Source organism: Streptomyces sp. NPDC006372 (assembly GCF_040612515.1).
Taxonomy (GTDB): Bacteria; Actinomycetota; Actinomycetes; order Streptomycetales; family Streptomycetaceae; genus Streptomyces.
Genome location: NZ_JBEXQJ010000002.1, coordinates 150362 through 164019 on the forward strand (window position 1 = coordinate 150362; position 13658 = coordinate 164019).

A 13658-nucleotide genomic window follows, 5' to 3' on the forward strand; every position below is an offset into this window, starting at 1 on the left:
CCCGTGGAGCCCGTGGAGCCCGTGAGGGCTTACTCCCACTCGATCGTGCCCGGCGGCTTCGAGGTCACGTCGAGGACGACGCGGTTGACGTCACGCACCTCGTTGGTGATCCGGGTCGAGATCTTCGCGAGGACGTCGTAGGGCAGGCGCGACCAGTCGGCCGTCATGGCGTCCTCGGACGACACGGGGCGCAGGACGATCGGGTGACCGTAGGTCCGGCCGTCGCCCTGGACGCCGACGCTGCGGACGTCGGCGAGCAGGACCACGGGGCACTGCCAGATGTCCCGGTCGAGGCCGGCCGCGGTCAGCTCCTCACGGGCGATGGCGTCGGCCTCGCGCAGCAGGTCCAGGCGCTCCTTGGTGACCTCGCCGACGATGCGGATGCCGAGGCCGGGGCCGGGGAACGGCTGGCGCTGGACGATCTCGTCCGGCAGGCCGAGCTCCTGGCCGACCATGCGGACCTCGTCCTTGAAGAGCTTGCGCAGCGGCTCGATCAGCTTGAACTCGAGGTCCTCCGGCAGGCCGCCCACGTTGTGGTGGGACTTGATGTTGGCGGTGCCGCTGCCGCCGCCGGACTCGACCACGTCCGGGTAGAGGGTGCCCTGCACGAGGAACTCCACCGCCGGGCCCTGGTCCGCGATGATCTCGGCCTGGGCCTGCTCGAAGACCCGGATGAACTCGCGGCCGATGATCTTCCGCTTCTCCTCGGGGTCGGAGACCCCGGAGAGCGCCTTGAGGAACCGCTCCTCGGCGTCCACGACCTTCAGCTGCACGCCGGTCGCGGCCACGAAGTCCTTCTCGACCTGCTCGGTCTCGCCCTTGCGCATCAGGCCGTGGTCGACGTACACGCAGGTCAGCTGGGAGCCGATGGCCTTCTGGACGAGGGCCGCGGCGACAGCGGAGTCCACGCCGCCGGACAGCCCGCAGATGGCGCGCCGGTCACCGACCTGCTCGCGGATGGCGGCGACCTGCTCCTCGATGACGCTGCCGGTCGTCCAGTCCGGCGTGAGACCCGCGCCCCGGTACAGGAAGTGCTCCAGCACCTGCTGTCCGTGCGTGGAGTGCATCACCTCGGGGTGGTACTGGACGCCGTAGAGCTTCTTCTCGTCGTTCTCGAAAGCGGCCACGGGCACGACGTCCGTGGAGGCCGTGACGGAGAAGCCCTCGGGGGCGGCGGAGCAGGCGTCGCCGTGGGACATCCAGACGGGCTGCTCGGTGGGGGTGCCCTCGAAGAGGGTGGAGGACGCCTTGGAGACGTGCAGGTCGGTGCGGCCGTACTCGCGGGCGCCGGTGTTGTCGACGGTGCCGCCGAGGGTCCGCGCCATCAGCTGGAAGCCGTAGCACATGCCGAAGACGGGGACACCGGCCTCGAAGATCTCGCGGTCGAGGCTCGGAGCGCCCTCCTCGTACACCGACGAGGGACCGCCGGAGAGGATGATCGCCGAGGGGTTCTTGGCGAGCATCTCCCGGACCGGCATGGTGCTCGGCACGATCTCGCTGTAGACCCGCGCCTCGCGGACGCGACGGGCGATGAGCTGGGCGTACTGCGCGCCGAAGTCGACGACCAGGACGGTGTCGGCGGCGCTGGCAGCGGGAGTCGCTGATGACACGGGGTGCCTTCCGGCGGTGGGGCGGGGGTCTTGTGCCACCCGATTCTACCGGGGTGCCACCGGGCGTCTTCCGGGCGCCGGGTAACGGGCCCGTCTCAGGATGCGAGCCGTGTTGGACACCTCCGGGGCGCGGGGCATACTTGCCCCATGCTCACGCACCAGACGTTCGTCTTTACCTATGGCACCCGGCCCGCCGGCTGCCATGGTCGTGCTGCTTGAGCATCTGACAAGCGACTTCCCAGGCGCCCCGGGCCGACAAGGCCCGGGGCGTCTGTCGTCGTCCGGGCCTTGCCGCTCCGGGGCACCCCTCGACAGACCAGGAGCCCCTCCATGAACGCCACCGACGTGACCGGCGCCCGCACCCCCGAGGCCGCCGACGTGATCACCGGCGCGCGCGAGCGCATCGACGCGCTCGACGACCGGATCATCGGCCTGATCCAGGAACGAGCGGCGGTCTCCGCCGTGATCCAGGACGCCCGGATCTCCTCCGGCGGCCGGCGCGTGAACCTCTCCCGCGAGATGGAGGTCCTCGGCCGCTACAGGGAGGCGCTGGGCAAGCCGGGCACCGCCCTCGCGATGACCATGCTGGAGCTGTGCCGGGGCAGGATCTGAACCCCCGTGCGGGGGACACACGTACGCCCCCCTCTCACCCGCACGGCGCGTGACCGCCCCCGTGCCGCCTCGTTGGTCCCGGTGTCCGCGCCAGCCAGGCGCGGGCCCGAGAGAACCACGCGTGGCTCCCTGGGGTGATGAGACGTACGGATCGCTCCGTGCGTCGTGGGACCTCGCTCCAGGGAAGTGACCGGACGGCAGGGGACAGCAGCCCGGTCACCCAAGAGAACGGCCGGCTCCGGGGACGCCCGGGGCCGGCCGGCGGACCGTGCGAGAACGACGAGCAGGAACGCACGAGCAACAACGCACGAGGCCGGGTCGAACGGTTGCGGGCACCGCGTTCATCCAGCACGATGCGCATACGGGCCAAGTCTCCCCGCGGACACCCGCATCGCCCGACTGCCACAGGTCGAGACCAGCGGCGCAACCCCCCGGCGCCGCTTCCTGGCACCGGCGCTGCCCTGACGTCGGTGCTGACGAGAAGAAGGGCCCCGCGGCTCTCCCGCGGGGCCCTTCCCTCTGCGCCGACCGTCGTCCGGCCGTCACCAAGCCGTCGTCAGGTCGTCAGACTGTCGTCAGGTGCGCGACACCGTCCCGCAGGCGTCGCCGTCGGCCAGGCTCCTGCTGCGGTCGTACGGATCGGTCGTCGGGCCGGTGGGACGGCTCCCCTCGTCCCGGCTCGACGGGAACCCCGGGTGCAGATAGCCGTCGTGGACGTCGCAGGAGGAGTTGCCGATCTCCTCGTCGTACTTCAGAAGGAGCAGCCGGCCCTCCGTGACGCGGTACCGCGCGGGATCGGCGAGCTCTGCGTCGACGACCCGGCGGACGATGGTGCGGGCGACCTCGGTGGAACCGTCCGCGCGCATCACCGGGTAGACGAAGGTGTAGTCGGCGTGCACGGTGACGCCCCCGTGCGAGCCCTTCTCGAACGTCATGCGGCCGCGCGTCTTGATCACGTCGCCGACCAGCCGTACCCGATCGGGGTCGAAGCGGCTGAACAGGGTCAGCGGGTCGTGCTCCCTGCTGGGTGAGCGCAGGGCGGTTTCGAGGTCGTCGAGGGTCTTGGGCTGCCGCGGGTCGAGCAGCGAGAGCGCGGCCTCGGGGCGTTCGCCGCGTACCGTCCCCAGGTCGAGATTGGCGCCCACCAGAAGCTTCTTCGTGAGCTTCAGAGCCTGTTCCACGCGCCCCTTCGAGACCGCGCCGACGGCCTTCGCCTCGGGCAGGACGATGCCGGCCTCCCCGTCGGCCCAGCGCAGGGCCGGGGAGCCGGCGAACGGCTCGTCCAGGGTGGGCGTTTCGGGGTCCGACGCTCCGGGCGCGGCGGTGGGCGCCGCGGTCTCGGCGGGCAGGGGCGACGCACCGGCGGCCTGTGGCTCCCCCGTACCGAAGGGGTCGCCGGGCAGCAGCGACGGCTTCAGGGCCACCAACGCCACGACGACCGCGACGGGCACGCCGACAAGGGCCCACAGTTTGCGGCGCCGCGCGCTCCTGACGGTCCTCTCCTGCCGGGCGGGATCGGTTCGCCACCCCGGCGGCGACTCGCCCCGGGCGTCCTGCTGCCGCAGCCGCTCGGTCACCATCCGGGCCCGGGCTGACGGCTCCTTCGGGGCGGAGGCACGGATGTCCCGCTCGGTGTCACGGGTGAACTGCTCCCAGACGTCGTCGGGGATCTCCGAGTCCGATGACTGGTCATCGGACGGCTTGTCAGACACGAATCAAAGATCTAAGCGGGCGGTGAGCGCCTCCACAAGAAGGTCATGGATGTGACTCAGCACACATAAAAATCCTGTGAATGCCAGCACAACCATTCACAGGTTTCACGGATCAAACCTGCCGAACCATGGGCCACTCCCGCGCCCCACACGCGGAGGCCTCCCCCAACGTTCGTACCGCAGCCCGCGGTACGCCGGACTCTCCGAGGTCTTCATGAAGCTTCGCCGCGCCATGGCAGCAGCGGCCGCCACGGCGGTCATAGCCCCGGTGGCACTGCTCGCGGCACCGGCCGCGTACGCGACCGACGAAACGACGCCCACGCCGAGCGCGTCCGTGAGCGAGTCCGCTCCCGAGACGTCCTCCTCGCCGTCGGCCACCGAGTCCACGCCGGCCGAGACGACGCCGACTCCGAGCGCGTCCGTGAGCGAGTCCGCTCCCGCGACGTCGAGCGCGCCGAGCACGTCCGCGAGCCCGTCCACCCCGGCGCCCACCGCCTCCGAGCCGGAGGAGTCGGAGTCCCCGGACCCCGAGCCGTCGGTGTGCAAGGACACCAAGGTCGACGTCAGCATCACCGGCCTGCCCGGCAAGATCGCGGCGGGTAGCGGCTGGCACAAGTTCTCGCTGAACGTGCTCAACAACTCCGACTCCACGCTGAACGACCTCGACTTCTTCGCCGGGGCCTCCTCCGACAAGGACGGCGAGAACCTGTTCGCCAGCAAGCAGGTCCAGCTCCAGGCCTGGGACCCCCAGGACAAGATCTGGGTCGACCTCAACGAGGGCGGCTACGCGGTCGGTTACGTCGGTTACACCGACGAGCTGAAGCCCGACTACGAGGTCGACATCCCGCTGCGCCTCAACGTCAAGAAGTCCGCCCCGGTCGGCGCCGGCTTCTCGCTCGGCGCGACGATCTACGGCGACAACGACGCCGAGTGCACCGGCTTCGGTCAGATCTCGTACAAGTTCCAGATCGTCTCCGCCGGTACGGACACCGAGGGCACCAAGCCGCAGGAAGGCGGCAAGGCGCCCGTCACCGAAGAGAAGCCGAGCGGCAACACGCCGGAGGTCACCGGCAGCCTCGCCGAGACCGGCTCCAGCTCCGCCCTGCCGATGATCAGCCTCGTCGGCGGTGCCGCGGTCGTCGCCGGTGCCGGTGCGATCTTCGTGGTGCGTCGCCGCAAGGCCGGTGTGGAGGCGTAAGCCATAGCGGCCGGCAGGCCGTAGCACCAAGCAGAAGAGGGACCTGCGCTCGGAGGGGGGTGCAGGTCCCTCTTCTGTGTGCCGGGTCGGGTTACTTCTTCGGCGGCACCGCCGGCATCCCCAGGAACGGCAGCCGCAGCGCGCCGAACGCGTCCGCCGGGACGGCCGGGGACTTCGGCTCGACCGGCTGGAGACGCTCGTAGGCCGTGCCCTGCCTCGGGCGCGGGTCGGGCTCTCCCTTGTTGGGCCAGTACGACATCGCCCGCTCGGCCTGGGCGGTGATGGTGAGGGACGGGTTGACGCCCAGGTTCGCGGAGACCGCGGCGCCGTCGACGACCGAGATGCCGGGGTGGCCGTAAAGGCGGTGGTACGGGTCGATCACACCGGTCTCGCGGGAGGCGCCGATCGGGCAGCCGCCCAGGAAGTGGGCGGTCAGCGGGGTGCCCATCAGTTCGCCGACGTTCGAGCCCGCGAAGCCGTTGATCTCGGCGGCGAGCGCCGACGCGTTCTCCGTGGCGGCCTTGATCTGCTTGGGGTTGGGGGCACCGTGCCCCTGGCGGGCGGTGAGCAGACCCCGGCCGGCTCCCGACGGTTTCAGGTACGTCGTCAGGGAGTTGTCCAGCGACTGCATCACCAGGCTGATGATGGTCCGTTCCGACCAGCGGCGGTTGGACAGGGAACGCAGCACCAGCAGGGGATGTTTCGCCGCGTGGGCGAGGAAGCCCAGGACCCGTGAGGCGCCCGAGCCGCCGCGGGCGTAGGGGACCTGGAGGATGGACAGGCCGCCCATCGCGTTGGAGCCCTTGCCGTAGCGGACCGGCTCGATGTGGGTGTTCTCGTCGGGGTGGATCGAGGACGTGATGGCCACACCGCGTGTGAAGTCGGCCTTCGGCGCGCCGTGTGCCCTGCGGTAGCGCCGGTCGTCGGTCTGGGCGCCGACCAGGGCCTCTGAGTTGGTGCGGGTCAGCTCACCCAGCTTGTCCGAGACGTACCGCAGTTGGCCGCCGGTCTTCATACGGTGCAGCAGTGTCTGGGTGCCGTACGTGCCGGCGGCGAGGACGACCTGGCGGGCGGTGTAGGTGCGGCCCTTCGCCTTGCGGCGGTCGTCGGTGGGGAGGGTGGCGACGGCGTATCCGCCGCGCGAGTCGTCGGTGACCGAGACGACGGTCGTCAGCGGGTGGACGACCGCGCCGGCCTTCTCGGCGAGGTAGAGGTAGTTCTCGTTGAGGGTGTTCTTCGCGCCGTGGCGGCAGCCGGTCATGCACTCGCCGCACTCCGCGCAGGCCCTGCGGGACGGGCCCGCCCCGCCGAAGTACGGGTCGGGCACCTCCTGGCCGGGCTTGGCCTTCACCGCCCCGTCGGCGTCCTCGCCGTCGCCGAAGAAGACACCGACGGGAGCGAGGTGGAAGGAGTCGCCGCAGCCCATGCGTTCCGCCGCGGCCTTCAGGTGGACGTCCGAGGGGGTCATGGTCGGGTTGAGCCGGACGCCCAGCATCCGCCGGGCCTGGTCGTAGTACGGCTTCAGTTCGTCCTGCCAGTCGGTGATGTCCCGCCACTGCGGGTCCTCGAAGAACGGCTTCGGCGGGACGTAGAGGGTGTTGGCGTAGTTGAGGGAACCCCCGCCGACGCCCGCGCCCGCCAGGACCATGACGTTGCCCAGGAGGTGGATGCGCTGGATGCCGAACATGCCGAGCTTCGGGGCCCAGAGGTAGTTCTTGAGGTCCCAGGAGTTCCTGGGGAGGGTCTCGCGGGTGAAGCGGCGGCCTGCCTCCAGGACACCGACCTTGTAGCCCTTCTCCGTGAGGCGCAGGGCGGTTACCGAGCCGCCGAAGCCGGAGCCGACCACGATGACGTCGTAGTCGTAAGCGTCCTTTGGCACGTGCCGTCTCCCCTTTGAGTGTCCGTGCGGGCCGTCAGTGGTGTTCGCGCAGTTCCCCGCGCCCCTGAAGAAGGTCGGCTACCGGAACCGGAATGCCTTCATCAGGCGGAGACTCCTGCTCATGAACTGGGCGTACTTCTCGTCGTCCATGCCCAGGGAGGGGGCCATCGGGAGGACGCGCTGGTGGGCGACCGTCTGGGCCTCGGTGTACTTGAGGATGCCCTCGGAGCCGTGGCGGCGGCCGAGGCCCGAGTCCTTCATGCCGCCCATGGGCGACTGGACGCTGCCGTAGGCGGGTGCGTAGCCGTCGTTGATGTTGACGGTGCCGGTGCGCAGGCGGGCCGCGACCTCCTGGCCACGCCGGCCGTTCCTGGTCCACACCGAGGAGTTCAGGCCGTACGCCGTGGCGTTGGCGCGCTCGATCACCTCGTCCTCGTCCTGGAAGCGGTAGACCGAGACGACCGGGCCGAAGGTCTCCTCCTCGCAGACCGACATGTCCGTGCCGACCCCGTCGAGGATCGTCGGCTCGAAGAAGTACGGGCCGATGTCCGGACGCGCCACGCCGCCCGCGACGACCTTCGCGCCCTTCGCCACCGCCTCCTCCACGTGCCGCGTGACGGTCTCCAGTTGGCGTTCACCGACCAGGGAGCCCATGTCGGCGCCGTACGCCAGGGACTTGCCGAGGCGCATCGCCCTGGTGCGGGCGGCGAAGCGCTCCAGGAAGGCGTCCGCGATCGACTCGTGGACGTAGAGCCGCTCGATGGAGATGCAGAGCTGGCCGGCGGAGGAGAAGCAGGCGCGGACGGCCCCGGCCGCGGCCTTCTCGATGTCGGCGTCCTCCAGCACCAGCATGGCGTTCTTGCCGCCGAGTTCGAGGGAGACGCCGACCAGCCGGGCGGCGGCGCCCTGGGCGACCTCACGGCCGGTGCGGGTGGAGCCGGTGAAGGAGACGTAGTCGGCGTGCCGGACGACCTCCGGGCCGATGACCGGGCCGTCGCCGAGGACGACCTGGAAGACATCGGCGGGCAGGCCGGCCTCGATCAGCAGGTCCCGCGCCCAGAGTGCGGTGAGGCAGGTCTCCGTGTCCGGCTTCATGACGACCGCGTTGCCCGCGACGAAGGCGGGGAGCGCGTCGCCGACGGACAGCTCCAGGGGGTAGTTCCAGGGGGCGATCTGGCCGACGACCCCGCGCGGGTGGCGCAGTTCGGTGACCTTGGTGAGGGTCGGCATGGCACCGGCGTGCCGCTTGGGCTTGAGGTAGGCGGCGGCCCTGCGGCCGTAGTGCCGGGCGGCGACCGCGACGGCCTGGACCTCCTCGTGGGCGTGCAGGCGGGCCTTGCCGGTCTCCAGCTGGATGAGGTCGAGCACCTCGGCCTGGCGTTCCAGCACCAGGTCGTGGAAGCGGAGCAGGACGGCGGCGCGCTGCCGTACGGGGGTCTGCGCCCACACGGCCTGGGCGGCACGGGCCAGTTCGAAGGCCCCCGCCACGTCCTCGGGCGTCGACTCGGGGAGGTCGGCCAGCTTCTCGCCCGTGAACGGCGAGTGGTTGGCGGTACGACCGGAGCCGGCCACGCCCTTGGTGAGCTGGGCGACCAGCTCGGGGGTCACCACGTCGGCGGCGGTGCGGGCGCCCTCCGGGGCGGGGGCGAGGGGGTTGGTGCCGGTCTGTGCCGTGCCGGTCTTCTCCGGGGCGTGCGCGTCCGTCATGAGGCGCAGGGTATGCCTCAGGGGGGCCTTTGGGTACCCGTCGGTAATACGGCTTCACCGACTGCACACACGACGCCAGTGGCTGCTGGCAACGAACGCCCTGATCAGGGCGTTGTGGGGTGCGGGTCGGTGTGATTCGGCCTTTTACGATCCAGCGCCGATACCGAGCCGGTCGAGGGCCCCCTCGAAGACCGCGACGCCTTCCTTCTCCTCCGGCGTGCCGCTGGGCATGTCGACGCGCAGTTCGTACATGCGGTCGTCGTCGGTGCGGATCAGCACCCGCATGACCCGCCTGGGGGCGTCGTCCAGGTGGTAGGTGGTGTCGGTGAGGGCGGCGTCGTAGCCCTGGACGGTGGTCCGGGTGGATCCGGTGTGCGCCTCGCCGGCCTGGTTCGCCGGGGAGCCGGGCGCCTTGTCCCACTGGCGGAGGCGGACCTGGATCGTGCCGCCGCGGGCGTCGCCGTAGAGCGCCGTGCGGGGCTGGTCGGTCGCGCTGCCGGTGCGGTCGAGCGGGCGGTAGTGGCGCGGGAGGCGGAGTACGGCTGCCATGTCCGGCTCGGGGTGCGTGATCCAGGTGTCCGTCGTCCCGGCGGCCTGCTCGGCACTCTCCGCGCTGCTGGTGTCGGCGAGGTGGGTACCGGCCCCTATGCCGCCGGCGAGCAGTGCGCTGAGGAGGGCGAGGGGGGCCGGACGGAGGAGACTCTGGCGCTTGGGGGCTGCCCCGTCGCGCCGCGCCGCCTGCTCGTGCTGCGCCGCCGGGTCGGTCTCCGGCGGATCGATCTCCGCTGAGGCGGTCCCCGCCGGGCCGGTCTCCATCGGGGCGGTCCGCGCCGGGTCGGTCCTCGCCGGGTCGGCGGCCTCATCGGGGCGCCCGGTGCCGCTGTCCTCCGTGAACTCCCGTATGTGTTCCGCGCCCTGTTGTTCCTCGGCGGCCGACGGCCCCGCCACCGCCTCCAGTTCCTTCACGACCTCCTCGGCGTCCGGCCGCTCCTCGGGGTCCCGCGCCAGCAACCGTGCGATCAGCGGCCCGAGTGGTCCGGCCTGCTTCGGGTCGGGCGGCTCGGCTGCCAGGATCGCGGCGAGCGTGGCCTCCGGCGTGGCCCGGCGGAACGGGGACGAGCCCTCGACGGCGGCGTACAGCAGGACGCCCAGGGACCACAGGTCGGAGGCGGGCCCGGCGATGCGGCCGGACATCCGCTCGGGTGCGACGAACTCCAGCGAGTCGACGGGCTCCCCGCCGGAGGCGAGGGCTTCCTCCCCCGGCGCATGAGCGATGCCGAAGTCGGTGACGACGACACGGCGGTGCGGGCCGAGCAGCACGTTGGCCGGTTTCACGTCCCGGTGCACGATGCCGACGGAGTGCGCGGCACTCAGGGCGCCGACGACGGCGAGGCCGATCCGGGCGGCCTCGCGCGCCTCCACCGTCCCGCGCCCGAGCACCTCGCGAAGGGACTCGCCCGGCACCCACTCCATGACGATCCAGGGAAGTCGGTCGAGCGTGTCGACCGCTTCCAGGCCGTCGCGTTCGTCCGGCTGTTCCGCCTCGACGACCACGTCGTGGATGGTGACGGCGGCGGGGTGGTCGACGCGGGCGGCGGCGCGGGCCTCGCGGTAGAGCAGGTGGGCGGCCCGCCGGTAGCTCTCGTCGTCCGGGTGGCCCGGCAACCGGGGCTGTCGCACGGCGACTTCGCGCTGCGCGAGTTCGTCGTGGGCCCGCCAGACGGTGCCGGTCCCACCGGAGCCGATGCGCTCGATCAGCCGGTACCGCCCGCCGACCAACCGCCCCCGGGCATCGCTCGCCCCGCCCCCGTCGTTGCTCATGCCCCATCAGTACCCCGCGAAGCGGCCGCTTGTCGACGCGGGCCGATTCCGGTCGGCCGGGGCGCGTCAGGTCCCGTCGATGTCCAGGTTCGCGATCGCCGTCCTCGCCACCTCACGCCCGCGGTCCGTGAAGTCGCCCTTGCCCGGGTAGCTGACGGTGAGCTTGTACATGTCGCCGCCGGTCGCCTTGTAGTAGAAGATCCTGAGCTCGCGTGGGCGGGGGTTCTCGCTGTCGTTCGTGTCGTAGACGACGGTGTTCTCCGCGGCCTTCCTGCCCCTGTAGGTGGTCTCCTCGGGGCGCGTCCTCGGGTTCTCCGGCATGTTCAGGTCGTAGCTGCCGCTCTTCTTGAACTCGCCGTCGTCGTCGTACATCTCGGCGGCCGCGGAGCCGGCGATGTTGCCGCCCGTGTCCTCCGCCTTCTTGTCGAGGGTCAGGCCGATCCAGATGCTGCCGCTCGCGTCGGTGTACGTGACCCGGTGCTCCCGGCCGTCCGACTCCGGGCCGGGCACGGTCCGCTCGTAGCCGCCGGGGAACGCCGGCGACGCGGCGAGGTCCTTCTCCCGCTCGGTCTTCCAGCCGTCGGGCAACGGCCCGGCGAACGGGTTCGCGAGCACCAGGTACGCCGTCACCGCCACCGCGACGACCGCCGCGCCGAGTCCGAGCCACGCCGCGCGGCCGAGCCGGAGCCGCCTGCCGCCGCTCTGGCCCGTGACCTGGACGGCCTGTGTGGGCTGGGGGGCCGGCGGGTTCGCGGCCGTCTCCAGCAGGGCCCGCACCCGGGCGGCGTCCGGACGGCGGGCCGGGTCCTTGTGCAGCAGCCCCGTGATGACCTCGGCGAGCGGGCCCTGGGCGGAGGTGGGCGGCGCGGGCGTGGCGTTGAGCACGGACTGGAGGGTGGCGGGGGTGTTGCTGCGGCGGAACGGCGAGACGCCCTCCGTCGCCGCGTACAGCACCACGCCCAGGGACCACAGGTCGCCGGCCGGGCCCGGGCGCCGGCCCAGCACCCGCTCCGGCGCGATGTACTCGGGCGAACCGACGAAGCCGCCGGTGTCGGTCAGACTGGTCTCGCCCTCGATCTGCGCGATGCCGAAGTCGGTGAGGACGACCCGGCCGTACCGGCCGAGCAGTACGTTGTCCGGTTTCACGTCCCGGTGCAGGATGCCCGCCGCGTGCGCGGCCTCCAGCGCGCCGAGCACCTCCAGACCGATCCGGGCCGCCTCGCGGGGGGACAGGGTGCCCTCCTGGAGCTCATCGCCGAGCGAACGGCCCCGCACGAGTTCCATGACGATCCAGGGCTGCCCCTCCACGACCGCGACGTCGTGGACGCCGACCACGGCCGGGTGGTCGAGCCGGGCCGCGGCGCGTGCCTCACGGCGCATCCGCTCGAAGGCGTTGGCGCGTTCTCGCTCGGGAAGACCGTCCGGTACGCGGGGTTCCTTGACGGCGACCTCCCGGTCCACCGTCTCGTCCTTGGCCCGCCACACGGTGCCCATGCCGCCGTGCCCGAGCTTGGCGATCAGCCGGTACCGCCCGGCGATCAGCCGCCCGGCGCCGGGATCCTCGGCCGCTGTGGCCGCTGTCTCCGGCTGGGGCGGCACGGCCTGGGTGGGGGTCGCGTACGGGTTGCCCGGTACCGGCGCCCGCGGGTTCGGCGGGCGCAGAACATAGCTCGTCGGCTCTTCTGCCCCGGATGGGGCTCCCCCGTTGCTGCTCATGGGTTCATCCTTATCGCGCCAACCGCTTACCCCTCCACTACGGAGGCATTTCAGTCGCAGATCCGTGACGCGGAGCGGGGTCCGTCCCGGTGGGGCCGGTCCCGGCGGTGGGGCCGGTCCCGGCGGTGGGGCCGGTCCCGGTGGCGCTCGGGGTGCCGGCTCCGGGCGAGGTCGTGCTGCTCGGGGAGGGGGTGCCGGTCCTGGGTGTCTCCGGCGCCGAAGTCGTCGGCGCGGGCCCGCCGCCGTCGCCGTCCCGGTTCATGAGCAGCGCCGCCGCGGACACCCCCGCCCCGGCCATCGCGGCGACCAGCAGCGCGGCCACGAGCATGCCCCGCGTGGACTGCCGGGCGGGCAGCTCCGACGTGTGCGGAGACGGGGGCGGCTGCGGCTGCCGGTCGGTGACGGCCTGCCGGGCAGGCGGCTGCCGGCCCGTCGCGGCCCGTTGCTCCGCAGGCGGGTACTCGGGCGGCGGCGACTGCGGCGTACGGCCCGTGTCGCGGAACGCCCGCAGCATCCGTTCGGCCCGGTCCGCGTCCAGCCGCCGGTCCGGATCGCGTTCCAGCAGGCCCCGCACGACGGGCAGGAGCGGCCCGGCCTGTGCGGGTGGCTGGATGTCGCCGACGACGACCGCGTGCAGGATGCCGCCCAGCGAGTCGCGGTGGAACGGCGACTCGCCGCTGAGGGCCGCGCACATCAACGCGCCCAGCGACCACAGGTCGGACTCGGGCCCGGTCCTGGCCCCGGACATCCGCTCGGGCGCGGTGTACTCGGGCGAGCCGACGAAGGAGCCGTTCTCGGTGAGCGTGGGGGTGCCGGGGATCTGGGCGATGCCGAAGTCGGTGAGGACGACCCGGTCGGTGCCGGCCTCCAGCAGCACGTTCTCGGGCTTGAGGTCGCGGTGCAGCACCCCGGCCGCGTGCGCGGCGCGCAGCGCGCTCAGCAGGTCGATGGCGATGCGCGCGGCCTCGGCGGCGTCGACCGGGCCCTGTCCGGCGATACGGTCCGCGAGCGAGCCGCCCTCGATCAACTCCATGACGATGTACGGGCGTTCGTCGTCCTCGACGACGTCATGGACGACGACGATGTTCGGATGGCTCAGCTGGGCGACCGCCCGGGCCTCGCGCAGCGTACGGTCCCGCTGCCGGCGGGCGTCCGCCGCGGAGAGCGTCTCGTCGTACGGGAGTTCCTTGACCGCCACGCCCCGGCGGAGCAACTGGTCGGTCGCCCGCCAGACCACGCCCATGCCACCGCGCCCGAGCCGCGCCTCGAGCCGGTAACGGCCCGCGATGACACGCATGTTGTGCCCCTCGGTCACCATGCGGCAATCATGCCCCACCGGACGGATCCACTCCGGGACGGCGCTCACCAGTGGCCGAAACAGACGGCCCGGGTCAGAAGGGACG

Annotated in this window: 9 protein-coding genes; 2 read left to right on the forward strand and 7 right to left on the reverse strand. The window is 72.1% G+C overall.

The genetic code is table 11. The features are described 5' to 3' along the window. Positions 1-29: 29 nt before the first annotated feature. Positions 30-1610 (reverse strand): glutamine-hydrolyzing GMP synthase, encoded by a 1581-nt coding sequence (gene guaA, locus ABZ016_RS05155; protein ID WP_356915184.1) that lies wholly within the window; start codon positions 1608-1610, stop codon positions 30-32. A gap of 288 nt (positions 1611-1898) precedes the next feature. Between guaA and ABZ016_RS05160 the strand changes: the two genes are divergently transcribed. Continuing rightward, positions 1899-2222 (forward strand): chorismate mutase, encoded by a 324-nt coding sequence (locus tag ABZ016_RS05160; RefSeq protein WP_356915185.1) that lies wholly within the window; start codon positions 1899-1901, stop codon positions 2220-2222. A gap of 575 nt (positions 2223-2797) precedes the next feature. Here ABZ016_RS05160 and ABZ016_RS05165 read toward each other — a convergent pair. Continuing rightward, positions 2798-3934 (reverse strand): hypothetical protein, encoded by a 1137-nt coding sequence (locus tag ABZ016_RS05165; protein WP_356915186.1) that lies wholly within the window; start codon positions 3932-3934, stop codon positions 2798-2800. 214 nt (positions 3935-4148) lie between these two features. Here ABZ016_RS05165 and ABZ016_RS05170 point away from each other — a divergent pair, with 214 nt between their 5' ends. Continuing rightward, a complete protein-coding gene (locus ABZ016_RS05170; RefSeq protein WP_356915187.1) occupies positions 4149-5132 on the forward strand; it encodes an LAETG motif-containing sortase-dependent surface protein in 984 nt (327 codons plus the stop codon). A gap of 91 nt (positions 5133-5223) precedes the next feature. Here the strand turns inward: ABZ016_RS05170 and ABZ016_RS05175 are convergent, their stop codons facing one another. The 5 genes from ABZ016_RS05175 to ABZ016_RS05195 form a co-directional block, all read right to left on the reverse strand. After that, positions 5224-7011 carry a GMC family oxidoreductase gene (locus tag ABZ016_RS05175; protein WP_356915188.1) on the reverse strand — a complete coding sequence of 596 codons (1788 nt, stop codon included), beginning with the start codon at positions 7009-7011 and terminating at the stop codon, positions 5224-5226. A 78-nt stretch (positions 7012-7089) separates the two neighbouring features. Further along, positions 7090-8718, reverse strand: coding sequence for a succinic semialdehyde dehydrogenase (locus tag ABZ016_RS05180; RefSeq protein WP_356915189.1), 1629 nt, complete (start codon positions 8716-8718; stop codon positions 7090-7092). Positions 8719-8862: 144 nt separating this feature from the next. After that, positions 8863-10539, reverse strand: coding sequence for a serine/threonine-protein kinase (locus tag ABZ016_RS05185; protein WP_356915190.1), 1677 nt, complete (start codon positions 10537-10539; stop codon positions 8863-8865). 66 nt (positions 10540-10605) lie between these two features. Next, on the reverse strand, positions 10606-12255 hold the full coding sequence (locus ABZ016_RS05190; RefSeq protein WP_356915191.1) for a serine/threonine-protein kinase: 1650 nt from the start codon (positions 12253-12255) through the stop codon (positions 10606-10608). A gap of 37 nt (positions 12256-12292) precedes the next feature. After that, the gene (locus ABZ016_RS05195; protein WP_356915192.1) at positions 12293-13573 is read right to left on the reverse strand and encodes a serine/threonine-protein kinase; all 1281 of its coding nucleotides are present in this window, start codon (positions 13571-13573) and stop codon (positions 12293-12295) included. Positions 13574-13658: the final 85 nt, after the last annotated feature.